We start from the raw sequence: 14,879 nt of genomic DNA on the forward strand, positions 1-14,879 counted from the left end.
CGGGAAAGTCCTCGATCATCGGCTCTTGCCCAGCAGAGCCAGCGCCGAACGCAGCGCGGTCGAGGTGTCGGCATGCGGGTCACCCGCGAGAACCGTGTCGGTGGACTGTTCCGCCTGCTTGACGGGGAAGCCGAGGCCGACGAGAGCCTCGATCACCTGGTCCCGCATGGGTGAGCCGACCACCGCCGCCGGGGCAGAGGCGCCGGCGAACGCCGCGACCTTGTCCCGAAGTTCGACGACCATGCGTTCGGCGCCGCGTTTCCCGATGCCCGGGACCCGGGTCAGGGCAGCGGTGTTGCCGTCGGCGAGGGCCGCACGCAGCGAGTCCGGATCGAGCACCGCCAGGGTGGCCATCGCGAGTCGCGGTCCGACACCGGAGACCGTCTGCAACAGTCCGAACAGGTCGCGGGCATCGGGGTCGGGGAACCCGTACAGCGTCATCGAGTCCTCGCGCACGATCATCGCCGTCACCAGGCGGGTGTCCTCGCCGCGACGGAGCGTGGCGAGGGTGGCGGGCGTGGCGTGGATCCGATAGCCGACCCCCGCGGATTCGATGACGACGTGGTCGAGGGCGATTTCGAGCACTTCCCCGCGCACCGAGGCGATCACCGTGCACCTGCCTTCCGGGTGGCGGCCTGTTCCCGCAGCCGCGCTTCGTACCGTCGTTTCTGTTCGGCCGCGGCGGCCTCGGCGGCGGCCATGCGCGCGAGCATGGGCGCACGCCAGCAGTGGCAGATCGCCAGGGCGAGGGCGTCCGCGGCATCCGCGGGCTTCGGGGCGGTAGCGAGGCCCAGGATCTTCGTGACCATCGCCGTGACCTGCTTCTTGTCTGCCGAACCGTTCCCGGTCACGGCGGACTTGACCTGGCTCGGGGTGTGGAATGCCACCGGGATGCCGCGCCGCGCCGCCGAGAGCGCCACCACTCCCCCCGCCTGGGCGGTGCCCATTGCGGTACGGACGTTGTGCTGGGAGAACACCCGCTCGACGGCGACAACCTCGGGCTCGAAGCGGTCGAGCCAGTCCTCGGCGGCCGTGGAGATCTGCAGGAGCCGCGACGGCAGATCCATCTCGGGGGGTGTGCGGATGACATCCACTGCGACGGCGGCGACCTCGCGCCCGCGGCCGGTGTCCACGATGCCGAAACCGCATCGTGTCAGTCCCGGGTCCACACCCATCACGCGCACCCGTTCACCTCTCGACCGCTACGAACAACTGTTCGAGAGCATAGCGGCCGGGGCCACGCGTCGCGGTACCGACACGCAGCCCCGGCCGTGAGCTGTGCGGCTCAGCCGTCGGTGAGCCGTGCGACTCAGGCGTCGAGTTCGGCGAGGACCTCGTCGGAGACGTCGACGTTGGTGTAGACGTTCTGCACGTCATCGGAATCCTCGAGCGCGTCGACGAGCTTGAACACCTTGCGGGCGCTGTCCGCGTCGACGGGCACCTCGACCGAGGCCCGGAAGTCCGGATCGGCCGATTCGTAGTCGATTCCCGCCTCGACGAGCGCGGTACGCACGGCGATGAGGTCGCCGGCCTCGGAGACGACCTCGAAGCTGTCACCGAGATCGTTGATCTCCTCGGCACCGGCCTCGAGCACCACCTCGAGAATCTCGTCCTCGGTGCGGCCGTTCTTCTCGAGCACGACGACGCCCTTGCGGGTGAACAGGTACGACACCGAGCCGGGGTCGGCCATGTTGCCGCCGTTGCGGGTCATCGCGGTGCGGACCTCGCCCGCCGCGCGGTTGCGGTTGTCGGTGAGGCACTCGATGAGGACGGCGACACCGCTGGGACCGTAGCCCTCGTAGGTGATGGTCTGCCAGTCCGCGCCGCCGGCTTCCTCACCGGCACCACGCTTGCGGGCCCGCTCGATGTTGTCGTTGGGGACCGAGCTCTTCTTCGCCTTCTGGATGGCGTCGTACAGCGTCGGATTGCCCGCCGGGTCACCACCGCCCGTCCGGGCCGCCACCTCGATGTTCTTGATCAGCTTCGCGAACATCTTGCCGCGCTTGGCGTCGATGGCCGCCTTCTTGTGCTTGGTGGTGGCCCATTTGGAGTGGCCGCTCATTCGATTGGAGCCCCTTCCGGCGAGGTGAGGTCGGACCGGGTCCGACTGGTTCGGAGGGCCGATTCTACTCCGCGCGGAGTGATCCCGAACGGACGGTGTCGACGAACAGCCGGTGCACCCGCAGGTCACCGGTGACCTCGGGGTGGAACGACGTGGCCATCACGGCGCCCTGGCGTACGGCGACGACGCGTCCGGCAGCCGGGCCCTCCGGGACGGTGGCCAGTACTTCCACGTCCGAGCCGACCTCTTCCACCCAGGGAGCTCGGATGAACACCGCGCGCACCGGGCCGCCCTCGACGCCCGCGACGGTGAGGTCGGCTTCGAACGAGTCGACCTGCCGGCCGAAGGCGTTGCGCCGGACGGTGATGTCGAGGGCGTCGAGATGCTCGGCGTCGGGACGGGTGTCGAGGACCTGCGAGGCGAGCAGGATCATGCCCGCGCAGGAACCGTACGCGGGCAGGCCCGCCTTCAGGCGGGCGCGCAGCGGCTCGAGCAGGTCGAACACCTGCAACAGCCGGCTCATGGTGGTGGACTCCCCGCCGGGGATGACCAGGCCGTCGACGGCGTCGAGCTCGCTGGGCCGGCGCACGCCGATCGCACGGGCGCCGGCCGCTTCGAGTGCGGTCAGGTGCTCGCGGACGTCGCCCTGGAGGGCGAGCACGCCGATGGTCGGAAAACTTCCCACTGTCGCCTGTTCTGTCTGGGACGGGGCGAAGCCCGCCCGAAATCTGGACGTCACGCTAGCAGCCGCGCCGAGGGTGTCCCGGCTCAAGGACCGTGCCCGCATCTGCATCAGCGCAGGTAGCGGGTCAGTCCCTCCTGCACCACCGCGGCGACCATGCGCCCGTCCCGGTCGAAGATGCGTCCCTGCGTCAGGGCCCGCCCGAAGCCTGCCGACGGCGAGGTCTGGTCGTACAGCAACCAGTCGTCGGCGCGGAAGGAGCGCAGGAACCACATGGCGTGGTCGAGGGATGCGCCCTGGGTCTTCTCGTCGGGGTGGGCGACGCTCGCGGAGCCGAGCAACGTCATGTCGCTCATGTACGCCAGGGTGCACACGTGCAGCACGTTGTCGTCCGGGAGCGGGTCCCGGACCCGGAACCACACCTGCTGCTGGGACACGATGCCGGGACGCCGGAAGATGCGATCCTCCGGCACCCGTCGCAGGTCCCATTCCGGCCATTCCCGCCTGGCCCAGAGGTTTCCGGGGTCCTCCGAGTCCGCGGACGCGGACAGTTCCTCGGGATCCGGCACCGGGGGCATCTCGTCCTGGTGCTCGATGCCCTCGTCCTGGACGTGGAACGACGCGGACATGGTGAAGATCGCCTGCCCGTCCTGGACTGCGGTCACCCGCCGGGTGCCGAACGACCGCCCGTCGCGGATCGGGTCGACGAGATACACGATCGGCTTCGCCGGGTTACCGGGACGGACGAAGTACCCATGCAGCGAATGCACCGAGTACGCGGGATCGACAGTGCGCACCGCGGCCACCAGCGCCTGGCCGGCGACCTGGCCCCCGAAGGTGCGCGGCAGCGACGTCTCCGTCGCCACGCCCCGGAAGATGTTCTTCTCGAGGTGTTCGAGCGCCAGGATCTCCTCGATCTTCGCCATGCGGGCTCCTTTTCAGTCCTGCGACAGGCTAGCGGCAGGTGCCCGGACCGGAGCGACGGGAGCCTCCGGCGCGGTGGAGGCTCCCGTCGCACGCGGGGATGCCGGCGGTCGTGCGGTCACCAGCCCCGCTCGGCGAGGCGGTGCGGCACCGGGATGTCGTCGACGTTGATGCCGACCATGGCCTCACCCAGACCGCGCGAGACCTTGGCGAGCACGCCCGGGTCGTCGTAGAAGGTGGTGGCCTTGACGATCGCGGCGGCACGCTCGGCGGGGTTGCCGGACTTGAAGATGCCCGAGCCGACGAACACACCTTCGGCGCCGAGCTGCATCATCATCGCCGCGTCCGCCGGGGTGGCGATGCCGCCGGCCGTGAACAGGGTCACCGGCAGCTTGCCGGCCTTGGCCACCTCGACGACCAGGTCGTACGGGGCCTGCAGCTCCTTGGCCGCGACGTACAGCTCGTCCTCCGGCAGGGACGTCAAGCGACGGATCTCCTGCCGGATCTTCCGCATGTGGGTGGTGGCGTTGGAGACGTCGCCGGTGCCGGCCTCGCCCTTGGAGCGGATCATCGCCGCGCCCTCGTTGATCCGGCGCAGCGCTTCACCGAGGTTGGTGGCACCGCACACGAACGGCACGGTGAAGGCGAACTTGTCGATGTGGTTCTCGTAGTCGGCGGGGGTGAGCACCTCCGACTCGTCGATGTAGTCCACGCCGAGGGCCTGCAGAATCTGCGCCTCGACGAAGTGACCGATGCGGGCCTTGGCCATCACCGGGATGGACACGGCCTCGATGATGCCTTCGATCATGTCCGGGTCGGACATGCGGGACACGCCTCCCTGGGCGCGGATGTCGGCGGGGACGCGCTCGAGCGCCATGACGGCGACGGCACCCGCGTCCTCGGCGATCTTCGCCTGCTCGGGGGTGACCACGTCCATGATCACGCCGCCCTTGAGCATCTCGGCCATGCCGCGCTTGACGCGGGCGGTACCGGTGGTGGGGACGGACTCGGGGCTGCTCACAGCAACAAACTCCTGGGGTATGGCCTGCAGAGACTGGCGCGCGGACGGATCAGGGCACGTCACGGCGCCGCTCCCGAGTCTAGGTGCGCCCCGGCGGCCCTCCCATAGCCAGTCGCGAGGCCCTGGCCTGCATGCCCGCAGGCATCGACAGCCCTGCCCGCAGGCATCGACAGCCCTGCCCGCAGGCATCGACACAGCCTGCCCCACGGGCACCGGTCCGGCCTGCGTCGGCGACGCTCACCGGATGGCGCGGACCTCCGGTTCCACGCGACGCACGGCGACGTCACGCGCCTCGCCCAGTAGATCGGCGAGGTCCTGCGGGTACACGGCTTCCCCGTGTCGCGGCAGGTCCCGGATCTCGTTCTCGGCGAACCAGCGGTGTTCGAGGCTCATGCGGCGCTCGAGGTCCGTGAATCCGCTGCTGCCCGGCTCGAAGGCGGGCGTCTGCAGAGCGAAGAACAGCTCCTCCGAACGGATGAGCTCGCCGTTGAAGGGGAACACCGCCACCCGGCGCCACAGGGGTCCGCACAGTTGCTCGGGTGCGACCGGCAGACCGGTCTCCTCCCCCACCTCGCGGGCGGCGGCCGCGCGCAACGTCTCCCCCACCTCGACGGCACCGCCGACGGTGAACCAGAAGTGCACGTCCGGCGTGGTCGGGTCGTGGCCGCGCAGCAGCAGCACCCGCCCCTCGTGGTCGAACAGCACGACCCGCGCCGAGGTGCGCGTCTCGTCGAGCGACAGGCCCGACGCGGCGGCCGGGTCGGTGCGCTCGGCGATCTCGAAGTAGGTCGGCAACGGCGCCGTGCCCCCGAGGTGCAGCCACCGGACCGGCCGGCGGGTACGCAACGCCAGCGTGTCGCGGACGGCGTCGTTGTGGAATCGGCGGGCGATCAGCACCCGCGCCTCGGCGTCGGCGAGTTCGGCCACCAGCTGCGGCCGGAGCCGCTCGGTGTCGATCGCGGCCAGGGCGGCCGAGAGCGTGTTCTCCGCCGACTCCCGTTCGGCACGGTCCGCCCGTTCGGCACGGTCGGCCAGGGCGGCCAGCCGGCGGCCTTCGGCGACCGGGATGGAGGCCGCGATCCCCCGTACCACCACGGCGCGGCGGGCCAGAGCGGCGTCGAGCGCCTGCCAGGAGAGGTCCGATCGCACGTGCAACCGGTCCAGCCGGTTGGCCGTGCCGTACGCCCACAACCCGAGCGCGACGACGAGCGCGGTGACCAGGGCGAGGACGAGAACGGTCAGTGCGGACAGTGTCACGTCCCACTCCTCTCACGCGGCGCCGTCGCCCGCCCGCATGTCACGATCGGACCTCGCGGACCGGCCCGGCGCCGACCGTGACGGTCTCGTATACGCGCAGGATCTGCTCGGCCACCACCGGCCAGTCGTACGCGCCGACGATCTCGTTCGCCGCCGCCACGAGGGCGCGCCGCCGGGCTGCGTCGTCGAGCAGGCCGCGGATGGCGGCCGCGAGAGCCGCCGAGTCGCCCACCGGGACGAGTACGCCGGCGCGGCCGTCGCGCAGCACCCGGCGGAACGCGTCGAGTTCGCTGGCCACCACCGCGGTGCCGGCGGCCATCGCCTCCACGAGCACGATCCCGAAACTCTCCCCGCCGAGGTTGGGGGCGCAGTACACCTCGGCGCTGCGCATGGCCGAGGCCTTCTCCGCGTCGGACACCTGGCCGAGCAGCCGCAGGTGCCGTGCGTACGGTCCGGCCTCCTTGCGCAGCCGTTCCTCGTCCCCGCGACCGACCACGAGGATCTGCAGGTCCGGGTAGTGCTCGACGAGCGAGGGCAGCGCGCCGAGCAGCACCGCCATGCCTTTCCGTGGTTCGTCGTACCGGCCGAGGAACAGCACGGTGCGCCCGGCGCGGGGATACCCGGGCAGCGTCGGGGCGTGCGCGAACGACGAGACGTCGACTCCGTTGGGTATCTCCACGGCGTCGGAGCCGAGTGAGGTCACCTGCCAGCGGCGGGCGAGCTCGGACACGGCGATGCGGCCGCTGATCTTCTCGAGATACGGCTGCAGCACGCCTTGGAAGGTGCTCAGTACCAGCGACTTGGTCGTCGAGGTGTGGAAGGTGGCGACGATGGGGCCTTCCGCGATCTTCAGGGCGAGCATCGACAGGCTCGGGGCGTTGGGTTCGTGGATGTGCAGGACGTCGAAGTCGTTGTCGTTGATCCACCGCCGGACCCGCGCATAGGACACGGGGCCGAAGCTCAGACGCGCCACCGAGCCGTTGTAGGGGATGGCGACGGCGCGTCCGGCGGAGACGACGAAGTCGGGCAGTTCGGTGCGGTCGGAGGCCGGAGCGAGGACGCTGACCCGGTGGCCGCGTTCGATGAGCACGGTCGCCAGATCCACGACGTGCGCCTGCACCCCGCCCGGTACGTCGAACGAGTACGGGCACACCATCCCGATCTTCACCGCGCCTCCATCCGGGCCAGGCGGGCCTCGGAGAGGTCGTCGAGCCAGAGCGGTTGCAGCATGTGCCAGTCCGCGGGGTGTTCGGCGATGTCGGCAGCGAAGCAGTCGGCGAGTGCCTGGGTCGCCGGTCCGATCCCGCCGGCGACGTCGATCTCGGGGTGGACCCGGAAGCCCCAGCCGTCGTCGGTGAACCAGCAGTGCACCGGCAGCAGCGGCGCCCCGGTCTCGACGGCGAGCTTCGCCGGGCCGGCGGGCATGCGGGTGGGTTCCCCGAAGAACGTGACCGGCACGCCCCTGCGGGCCAGGTCACGTTCGCCGAGCAGGCAGACGATCCGGTTCTCGCGCAGCCGGGTCTCGAGCCGGTCGAACGGCGGGGTCTCACCGCCGCTGAGGGGGAAGATCTCGAAGCCGAGGCTTTCGCGGTATGCGACGAACCGCTGGTAGAGCGATTCGGGACGCAGGCGTTCGGCGACCGTGGACAGTCCACCGTAGGTCTGCGTGCACCACACACCGGCCATGTCCCAGTTCCCGCTGTGCGGCAGGGCGAGAATTGCACCGCGCCCGGCCGCCAGTGCCTGTTCGATGTGTTCGCGGCCCTCGACGGCGTGATCGAGTGCCGCAGCCGTCGCGGCGAGGTCCATCGAGGGCAGCCGGAACGCCTCCCGCCAGTACCGAGCGTAGGACCGCAGGGACTGCCGGATCAGCTCGTCCGGGACCTGCGCCGCGGGCACGCCCAGGACGCGGGCCAGGTTGCGGCGCAACTGCTGCGGGCCGGCGCCGCGACGGGCCGCGAAATCGGCCCCGAGGTCGAACAGCCGGCGCGCAGTGGACTCGGGCAGCGCCCGCACGAGCCGCCATCCTGCGGCGTAGCCGAGGTCGGAGGCGCGTCCCGTCACGCTCATCGGGCGTCTCCGTCGGCCGGGGCGGACGACGGTTCTCCGCAGGCTGGAGTCGACGACGGCAACGGGAGCAGCTCGCGGGCCTCCGGGCAGCGCCGCACCGCGAGCACCCGCTGGAATACGGTGATCACCGAACCGGCGGCGAGCAGCCACATCGCGGCGTGGATCGCCCACCACAGGCCGAGCCCGGTGAGGCCGGCGCCGACCAGGACGATGACGAGCCGGTCGGGACGTTCGATCAGGCCGCCGTCGGCGGACAGGCCGCTCGCTTCCGCGCGAGCCTTGGCGTAGGAGATCACCTGGGAGGTGACGAGGCAGACGAGGGTGGCGATCAGCAGTGGCCGGCTCTGTTCCTCGTAGACCGCCCACCAGGCGAGTCCGGCGAAGATCGCGCCGTCGGCGACCCGGTCACAGGTGGCGTCGAGGACCGCCCCGAAGCGGGTGCCGCCCCCTCGAGCCCGTGCCATGGCGCCGTCGAGCATGTCGAACATCACGAACAGCCAGATCACCATCGCACCCCAGAACAACTGCCCCATCGGGAACAGCGTCACGGCGGCGGTGATCGTGGCGACGGTGCCGATCAGTGTCACCGCGTCCGGTGTGAGGCCGGTGCGGATCAGGGCCCTGCCGAGCGGGGCGGTGACCTTCGACACCGACGCACGCCCGAAGAAGCTGAGCATCCCACCGACCCCCGTCTTTCGTCACATCGTTGCGTCCGGGACACGATCCTGCCATGCCTGCGAACGGCGACAAACATGAGTCGGGGACGGCGTTCGGTTCGGGCCGGTGTCAGTCGCTCCAGGCCGCAGCGAGCAACGCGCGGGTGTCGCGCAGCAGCTGCGGCATGACCTTGGCGCCGCCGAGGACGGTGATGAAGTTGGCATCGCCGCCCCACCGCGGCACCACGTGCAGGTGCAGGTGCTCGGCGAGCGAACCACCGGCGGCGGCCCCGAGGTTGAGCCCCACGTTGAAGCCGTGCGGCCGCGAGACGCTCTTGATGACCCGGATCGCCTGCTGCGCGAAGGACATCAGTTCGGTGCTCTCCTCGGGGGTGAGGTCCTCGAGGTTGGCGACCCGGCGGTACGGCACGACCATCAGATGGCCGGGGTTGTAGGGGTACAGGTTGAGCACCGCGTACACGTGCTCGCCGCGCGCGACGACGAGGCCCTCCTCGTCCCGCATCTTCGGGATGTCGGTGAACGGCTCGTAGGGCGCCTCCTTGGACCGGGGCGCCTCCGCGATGTACGACATCCGGTGCGGGGACCACAGACGCTGGAGGTGGTCGGGTTCGCCGGCGCCCCGGTCGACGAGGGCGTCGTCGGAGCAGTCCCCGCTCATGCGGCGCCGCCACGGTCGACGGGAGCGACGAGTTCCGCGGTGGGCGAGGCGTTCTCCCGCCGTCCGATCCACTCGGTCACCAGCCGGACCGCGTCGGCCACGGGTACTCCGTTGACCTGCGTACCGTCGCGGAACCGGAAGCTGACCGCGCCGGCGGCGACGTCCCGCTCGCCCGCGAGCAGCATGAACGGCACCTTCTGCGTGGTGTGGTTGCGGATCTTCTTCTGCATCCGGTCGTCGCTGGTGTCGACTTCGGCCCGCACCCCGGCGGCCTTCAACTGCCGGGTGACGTCGAACAGGTGATCCTCGAAAGCTTCCGCGACGGGGATCCCGACGACCTGGACGGGGGCGAGCCACGCCGGGAAGGCGCCCGCGTAGTGCTCGGTGAGCACGCCGAAGAAGCGCTCGATCGAACCGAACAGGGCCCGGTGGATCATCACCGGCCGGTGCTTGCTGCCGTCGGGGCCGGTGTATTCGAGCTCGAAACGCTCGGGCAGATTGAAGTCGAGCTGGATCGTCGACATCTGCCAGCTGCGCCCGAGCGCGTCCTGAACCTGGACGGAGATCTTCGGGCCGTAGAAGGCGGCGCCGCCCGGATCCGGCACGAGATCGAGACCGGAGGCCTCGCCGACCTCGCGCAGGGTCTCGGTGGCCTCCTCCCACAGGGCGTCGTCGCCGACGAACTTCTTGGGGTTCTTCGTCGACAGCTCGAGGTAGTAGTCCTCGAGGCCGTAGTCCTTGAGCAGGTCGAGGACGAAGTTCAGGGTCGTGGTCAGCTCGTCGCGCATCTGCTCGCGGGTGCAGTAGATGTGCGCATCGTCCTGCGTCATGCCACGTACCCGGGTCAGACCGTGGACGACGCCGGACTTCTCGTACCGGTACACCGAGCCGAACTCGAACAGCCGCAGCGGCAGCTCGCGGTAGGACCGGCCGCGGGAACGGAAGACGAGGTTGTGCATCGGGCAGTTCATCGGCTTGAGGTAATAGTCCTGACCCGGCTTGCGCACGGTGCCGTCCTCGGCCAGTTCCTCGTCGATGTGCATCGCCGGGAACATCCCGTCGCGGTACCAGTCGAGGTGGCCGGACACCTCGTAGAGGTGGCCCTTCGTGATGTGCGGGGAGTACACGAACTCGTAGCCGGCCTCGACGTGCCGCTTGCGGGAGTAGTCCTCCATCTCCTGACGGATGATGCCGCCCTTGGGGTGGAACACCGGAAGGCCGGAGCCGAGCTCGTCGGGGAAGCTGAACAGGTCGAGCTCGTTGCCGAGCTTGCGGTGGTCACGGCGCTCGGCCTCGGCGAGCAGCTCGAGGTAGCGCTCCTGCGCCTCCGCAGACTCCCACGCGGTGCCGTAGATGCGCTGCAGACCGGCATTGTCCTGGTCCCCGCGCCAATAGGCGGCAGAGCTGCGGGTGAGTTTGAACGCCGGGATGTACTTGGTGGTGGGGATGTGCGGGCCACGGCACAGATCGCCCCAGATCTTCTCGCCGGTGCGCGGATTGAGGTTGTCGTAGATCGTCAGTTCCTTGCCGCCGACCTCCATGATCTCGGGGTCCTCGTCCAGGGAGTCGTTTCCGGCCGACTTCTCACCGAGCAGCTCGAGCTTGAACGGCTCGTTCTTCAGTTCCTCGCGTGCGTCGTCCAGGTTCTCGACGACGCGGCGGGAGAACCGCTGTGCCCCCTTGACGATCTGCTTCATCCGCTTCTCGAGCTTGGCCAGGTCCTCCGGAGTGAAGGGCCGGTCGACCTGGAAGTCGTAGTAGAAGCCGTCCTTGATCGGAGGGCCGATGCCGAGCTTGGCCTCGGGGAACTCCTGCTGCACCGCCTGGGCGAGGACGTGCGCCGCGGAGTGCCGGATGACGGAGCGGCCGTCCTCGGTGGCGGCGGCGACCGGCTCGACCCGAGCGTCCTGCTCCGGCGTCCACGACAGGTCCCGCAGCCGGCCCTCCTCGTCGCGGACCACGACGACCGCGTCGGGCCCGCTGTTGGGCAGGCCCGCCTCCCGGAGGGCGGCACCGGCAGCGGTCCCCGCGGGCACCCGGACGAGCACGGTGGGGTCTACGGATGCGGGCGTCGTCACGGTGGTGGGCTCCTCGGGCTCGTGCCGGTGATGGGTGCCGCCGACGCCGCGGGGTATGCCACGCGTCGGCAACCAGACCATGCTATCGACACCACCCCGAACGGCAGTTCACCCGGGCACCGCCGGGAGCCGGTGGGCTAGAGCCGGCGCAGGCCGCCGAGGACCCGAGACAGCAACTGGGCGTCGGGGCCGAGTCCGTCGGCGGTTCGGTGAACGGTGAGTTCTCCCGTGGCTGCGAGATCCCCCACCAGGACACGTGCGACGCCCAGCGGCAGTCGTGCCAGAGCCGCGATCTCCATGATGGACCGGGGCTCGGCGCACAACGCCAGGATGGTGCGGTGCTCCTCGAGACCTGCGGTTCCCACGGCGTCGCTCACCGCGGAGACGAGGACCTCGAGCGGGAGATCCACCTCGGCGCGGGTCCGGCCCTGGCTGCGCACGAAGGGTCGGACGAACGAGGGCTGCTGCCCGCTCGGCTCCTCTTCCCTCGTGGCCGCCGTGTGCCTCGGAACCGCAGGCATCGGCTTCGAGGCCGGAGCGGCGACGGCCGCGGAGGCACCCGTCGCCGGGGTCTCCACCGCGGGCGTGCCCTCTGCGCGGTCGGCGGTACCCGGTGCCGGGTGATCCTTGCGCCGGCGGCCGGACGATCCGAATCGTGCTCCTGTGGCCCCGACCAGGGGCCAGTTGTTGTCGGCGACGCTCATCAGTCGCATCCTCCTCACACCGACCGCAATCCTGCCATCAGCGCAGTGCGGTTCGGTGAACGCGCAGGTCACCGCCGCTCCGTCGCCGAGATGTTCCGGCCGGACGCGAACCGCGCCGGTCCGAAACGACTCCGAAACGACGAAGGGCACCCCGTGGGGTGCCCTTCGTCGGTGCTGTGGTCCCGGCTGGGATCGAACCAGCGACCTCCCCGGTGTGAACGGGACGCTCTTCCACTGAGCCACGGGACCGGGCCGCTTCGCAGCGGCTCGAACGAGAAGGAACATTAACACGCCCATCGGGTGAACACGAATCGCCTGGTCGCCTGTGTTTTCGAAACCGGGTCGGGACGCCGCGCCCCGAACGGCCGCAAGCTCCGCCCCTGCGGAGCGAATCGCCGCAACCGGAGCCCGCCGGCCCGGAACGGGCCGTGCACGACCCGGTGAGGACGGCTCGTCCATGCCCTCACCTGCAGATTTGTGTGTTCTGACGATGGTCGGCTAATGTTCTCAACCGCACCACGGAGAGCACGGCGCCGGACGGTGCGATGCGGATGTAGCGCAGCTGGTAGCGCATCACCTTGCCAAGGTGAGGGTCGCGGGTTCGAATCCCGTCATCCGCTCGAGAGGTTGGACTCGACCTTTTACGGTGGAGTGGCCGAGTGGTGAGGCAACGGCCTGCAAAGCCGTGCACACGGGTTCGATTCCCGTCTCCACCTCGCGCGATTAGCTCAGCGGGAGAGCGCTTCCCTGACACGGAAGAGGTCACTGGTACAATCCAAGTATCGCGCACCACGATCGACCCGGTTTTACCTGCACTTCTCGACCCGGGTCACCGGGTCGAGGAGTGCGCATGCGGATGTAGCGCAGCTGGTAGCGCATCACCTTGCCAAGGTGAGGGTCGCGGGTTCGAATCCCGTCATCCGCTCCACCCCCCGGCGCGATTAGCTCAGCGGGAGAGCGCTTCCCTGACACGGAAGAGGTCACTGGTTCAATCCCAGTATCGCGCACCACGATCGACCAGGTTTTACCTGCACTTCTCGACCCGGGTCACCGGGTCGAGGAGTGCGCATGCGGATGTAGCGCAGCTGGTAGCGCATCACCTTGCCAAGGTGAGGGTCGCGGGTTCGAATCCCGTCATCCGCTCCACCCCCCGGCGCGATTAGCTCAGCGGGAGAGCGCTTCCCTGACACGGAAGAGGTCACTGGTTCGATCCCAGTATCGCGCACCACGATTCACCTTCTCCACCCTGCACTCCATCGCCGGTCCGCCGGGTCGAGGAGTGCGCATGCGGATGTAGCGCAGCTGGTAGCGCATCACCTTGCCAAGGTGAGGGTCGCGGGTTCGAATCCCGTCATCCGCTCCACCCCCCGGCGCGATTAGCTCAGCGGGAGAGCGCTTCCCTGACACGGAAGAGGTCACTGGTTCGATCCCAGTATCGCGCACCACGATTCACCTTCTCCACCCTGCACTCCATCGCCGGTCCGCCGGGTCGAGGAGTGCGCATGCGGATGTAGCGCAGCTGGTAGCGCATCACCTTGCCAAGGTGAGGGTCGCGGGTTCGAATCCCGTCATCCGCTCCACCCCCCGGCGCGATTAGCTCAGCGGGAGAGCGCTTCCCTGACACGGAAGAGGTCACTGGTTCGATCCCAGTATCGCGCACCACGATTCACCTTCTCCACCCTGCACTCCATCGCCGGTCCGCCGGGTCGAGGAGTGCGCATGCGGATGTAGCGCAGCTGGTAGCGCATCACCTTGCCAAGGTGAGGGTCGCGGGTTCGAATCCCGTCATCCGCTCCACCACCCTCGGGAGCGCCGGCCGGACGAGGTCGCGCCCACCACTCGACGACGAAGGCCCTCCCGGTCGGGAGGGCCTTCGTCGTGCTACCGCCCTCTCAGCGGGAGGCGTGCAGCCGATTGGCTCCCGCGGTCATCGCGCGCAGTGCCGATTCGGTTCCGGTCGCCGCGATACCCATGCTCCAGAGCCGGCGCCCGTCCGCCTCGCACAACAGGAACGTCGCGTGGCTGTCGCCGAGATCGAACTGGTGGAACGAGAGAATCTCGAGCGGCATCCCGAGGGTGTGCATCATGGCGGTCATCGCAGCCACCGGGCCGGTGGCCGTCGCTGCAGCCGCGTGGATGGTCTCCCCCACGCCGAAGGTGGCCTCGAAATTCCGACGGCCTGCACACGGAGCCCCGGCCGACCAGCCACCGAGACGGACCGGCCCGTGCGGGGCATAGGTCGCGGTGAACTCTGTCCAGCTCATGTCGAGCGCCTCGGCGCGCAGTTCGCGTGGCAGGGATCGTCCGTAGCGCGCGGCGAACGGGTCGATCGGCGCCGAGTATGCGGTGTTCGCGTCGCCGGCGGCATAGGAGGTGCTGGAAGCGGTGGAGGTGAAGGCGTTCATCGTGGGAGGTCTTCCGCGTGAAGGAAGGACCGACAGGTAGCTCGACGACCCGCAGCGAGGGGTCGGTCCGAATCAGACCCCGCTACGGCGGTGAACTACGAGTACGCGCTTCATGAGGCCCACAGTAGAGCGTCGCCCGGCGGAAGGCAACCGCCCGTCGACCGGCGTGTGACCCAACCGTGACCACCCCGGCTGGAACCTGAGGGATTCCTCATGTATTGTCGGAGATGCCATCCCCCCGATGGTAATGAACCCCAGCCATGACCCCCCATCCAAGGCTGGGGTTCAGCCATTTCCGGACGCCGAGCAGATACCGGACCCGAGCGTCGGCGCGGTGAGGC

Annotated in this window: 14 protein-coding genes and 13 tRNA genes; 12 read left to right on the forward strand and 15 right to left on the reverse strand. The window is 69.5% G+C overall.

Features of this window, described 5'->3' with window-relative positions; translation table 11 throughout:
• Positions 1-15 precede the first annotated feature (15 nt).
• From ruvA to QYS60_RS09625, 14 genes are all read right to left on the reverse strand, one after another.
• The gene (ruvA, locus tag QYS60_RS09560; RefSeq protein ID WP_003935531.1) at positions 16-609 is read right to left on the reverse strand and encodes a Holliday junction branch migration protein RuvA; all 594 of its coding nucleotides are present in this window, start codon (positions 607-609) and stop codon (positions 16-18) included.
• Positions 606-1,184: a crossover junction endodeoxyribonuclease RuvC gene (gene ruvC, locus QYS60_RS09565; RefSeq protein WP_371382999.1), complete on the reverse strand. Its 579-nt coding sequence runs from the start codon at positions 1,182-1,184 to the stop codon at positions 606-608. The genes ruvA and ruvC overlap by 4 nt, the downstream gene beginning before the upstream one ends.
• Positions 1,185-1,309: 125 nt before the next feature.
• Positions 1,310-2,062, reverse strand: coding sequence for a YebC/PmpR family DNA-binding transcriptional regulator (locus tag QYS60_RS09570; protein ID WP_003935533.1), 753 nt, complete (start codon positions 2,060-2,062; stop codon positions 1,310-1,312).
• A gap of 64 nt (positions 2,063-2,126) precedes the next feature.
• Entirely contained in the window at positions 2,127-2,747 is a 621-nt protein-coding gene (pdxT, locus tag QYS60_RS09575; RefSeq protein ID WP_152975440.1) for a pyridoxal 5'-phosphate synthase glutaminase subunit PdxT, read from the reverse strand.
• 107 nt (positions 2,748-2,854) lie between these two features.
• Entirely contained in the window at positions 2,855-3,670 is an 816-nt protein-coding gene (locus QYS60_RS09580; protein WP_371383000.1) for an acyl-CoA thioesterase, read from the reverse strand.
• Between the two features lie 116 nt (positions 3,671-3,786).
• The gene (pdxS, locus tag QYS60_RS09585; RefSeq protein WP_003935536.1) at positions 3,787-4,689 is read right to left on the reverse strand and encodes a pyridoxal 5'-phosphate synthase lyase subunit PdxS; all 903 of its coding nucleotides are present in this window, start codon (positions 4,687-4,689) and stop codon (positions 3,787-3,789) included.
• Positions 4,690-4,926: 237 nt separating this feature from the next.
• Positions 4,927-5,946 carry an NUDIX domain-containing protein gene (locus tag QYS60_RS09590; RefSeq protein WP_003935537.1) on the reverse strand — a complete coding sequence of 340 codons (1,020 nt, stop codon included), beginning with the start codon at positions 5,944-5,946 and terminating at the stop codon, positions 4,927-4,929.
• Between the two features lie 40 nt (positions 5,947-5,986).
• Complete coding sequence (locus QYS60_RS09595; protein ID WP_289379349.1) at positions 5,987-7,114, reverse strand: glycosyltransferase family 4 protein; 1,128 nt, start codon at positions 7,112-7,114, stop codon at positions 5,987-5,989.
• Positions 7,111-8,016 (reverse strand): phosphatidylinositol mannoside acyltransferase, encoded by a 906-nt coding sequence (locus QYS60_RS09600; protein WP_371383001.1) that lies wholly within the window; start codon positions 8,014-8,016, stop codon positions 7,111-7,113. Before QYS60_RS09600 ends, QYS60_RS09595 begins: the two co-directional genes overlap by 4 nt.
• On the reverse strand, positions 8,013-8,693 hold the full coding sequence (pgsA, locus tag QYS60_RS09605) for a phosphatidylinositol phosphate synthase (protein ID WP_371383002.1): 681 nt from the start codon (positions 8,691-8,693) through the stop codon (positions 8,013-8,015). Before pgsA ends, QYS60_RS09600 begins: the two co-directional genes overlap by 4 nt.
• 109 nt (positions 8,694-8,802) lie before the next feature.
• Entirely contained in the window at positions 8,803-9,351 is a 549-nt protein-coding gene (locus tag QYS60_RS09610) for an HIT domain-containing protein (RefSeq protein WP_289379346.1), read from the reverse strand.
• The gene (thrS, locus tag QYS60_RS09615; protein ID WP_289379352.1) at positions 9,348-11,429 is read right to left on the reverse strand and encodes a threonine--tRNA ligase; all 2,082 of its coding nucleotides are present in this window, start codon (positions 11,427-11,429) and stop codon (positions 9,348-9,350) included. Before thrS ends, QYS60_RS09610 begins: the two co-directional genes overlap by 4 nt.
• A 137-nt stretch (positions 11,430-11,566) precedes the next feature.
• Complete coding sequence (locus tag QYS60_RS09620) at positions 11,567-12,133, reverse strand: DUF742 domain-containing protein (protein WP_289379345.1); 567 nt, start codon at positions 12,131-12,133, stop codon at positions 11,567-11,569.
• A gap of 177 nt (positions 12,134-12,310) precedes the next feature.
• Positions 12,311-12,382 (reverse strand) — tRNA-Val (locus QYS60_RS09625).
• Between the two features lie 298 nt (positions 12,383-12,680).
• On the opposite strand from QYS60_RS09625, the gene QYS60_RS09630 reads away from it, so the two are divergent.
• The 12 genes from QYS60_RS09630 (at position 12,681) to QYS60_RS09685 (ending at position 13,930) form a co-directional block, all read left to right on the forward strand.
• Positions 12,681-12,753, forward strand: a tRNA-Gly gene (locus tag QYS60_RS09630).
• Between the two features lie 25 nt (positions 12,754-12,778).
• Positions 12,779-12,849 (forward strand) — tRNA-Cys (locus tag QYS60_RS09635).
• A 1-nt stretch (position 12,850) separates the two neighbouring features.
• Positions 12,851-12,925, forward strand: a tRNA-Val gene (locus QYS60_RS09640).
• 60 nt (positions 12,926-12,985) lie between these two features.
• Positions 12,986-13,061: transfer RNA gene (locus tag QYS60_RS09645), tRNA-Gly, on the forward strand.
• A gap of 7 nt (positions 13,062-13,068) precedes the next feature.
• Positions 13,069-13,143 (forward strand) — tRNA-Val (locus QYS60_RS09650).
• Positions 13,144-13,203: 60 nt separating this feature from the next.
• Positions 13,204-13,279: transfer RNA gene (locus QYS60_RS09655), tRNA-Gly, on the forward strand.
• A gap of 7 nt (positions 13,280-13,286) precedes the next feature.
• Positions 13,287-13,361 (forward strand) — tRNA-Val (locus QYS60_RS09660).
• 59 nt (positions 13,362-13,420) lie between these two features.
• A tRNA-Gly gene (locus QYS60_RS09665) sits at positions 13,421-13,496 on the forward strand.
• A gap of 7 nt (positions 13,497-13,503) precedes the next feature.
• A tRNA-Val gene (locus QYS60_RS09670) sits at positions 13,504-13,578 on the forward strand.
• A gap of 59 nt (positions 13,579-13,637) precedes the next feature.
• Positions 13,638-13,713 (forward strand) — tRNA-Gly (locus tag QYS60_RS09675).
• 7 nt (positions 13,714-13,720) lie between these two features.
• Positions 13,721-13,795, forward strand: a tRNA-Val gene (locus QYS60_RS09680).
• 59 nt (positions 13,796-13,854) lie between these two features.
• Positions 13,855-13,930, forward strand: a tRNA-Gly gene (locus tag QYS60_RS09685).
• 95 nt (positions 13,931-14,025) lie between these two features.
• On the opposite strand, the gene QYS60_RS09690 is transcribed toward QYS60_RS09685, so the two are convergent.
• On the reverse strand, positions 14,026-14,538 hold the full coding sequence (locus QYS60_RS09690; RefSeq protein WP_054373604.1) for a 2-isopropylmalate synthase: 513 nt from the start codon (positions 14,536-14,538) through the stop codon (positions 14,026-14,028).
• Positions 14,539-14,879: the final 341 nt, after the last annotated feature.

It is taken from the genome of Rhodococcus sp. GXMU-t2271 (assembly GCF_041414735.1).
Classification (GTDB): domain Bacteria; phylum Actinomycetota; class Actinomycetes; order Mycobacteriales; family Mycobacteriaceae; genus Rhodococcus; species Rhodococcus indonesiensis.

Excerpts from the sequence above, each read along its gene's own strand:
- QYS60_RS09570 (WP_003935533.1), bottom strand. The coding sequence starts at position 2,062 with ATGAGCGGCCACTCCAAATGGGCCACCACCAAGCACAAGAAGGCGGCC.
- QYS60_RS09580 (WP_371383000.1), bottom strand. The coding sequence starts at position 3,670 with ATGGCGAAGATCGAGGAGATCCTGGCGCTCGAACACCTCGAGAAGAAC.
- QYS60_RS09600 (WP_371383001.1), bottom strand. The coding sequence starts at position 8,016 with ATGAGCGTGACGGGACGCGCCTCCGACCTCGGCTACGCCGCAGGATGG.
- pgsA (WP_371383002.1), bottom strand. The coding sequence starts at position 8,693 with ATGCTCAGCTTCTTCGGGCGTGCGTCGGTGTCGAAGGTCACCGCCCCG.
- QYS60_RS09610 (WP_289379346.1), bottom strand. The coding sequence starts at position 9,351 with ATGAGCGGGGACTGCTCCGACGACGCCCTCGTCGACCGGGGCGCCGGC.
- QYS60_RS09620 (WP_289379345.1), bottom strand. The coding sequence starts at position 12,133 with ATGAGCGTCGCCGACAACAACTGGCCCCTGGTCGGGGCCACAGGAGCA.
- QYS60_RS09690 (WP_054373604.1), bottom strand. The coding sequence starts at position 14,538 with ATGAACGCCTTCACCTCCACCGCTTCCAGCACCTCCTATGCCGCCGGC.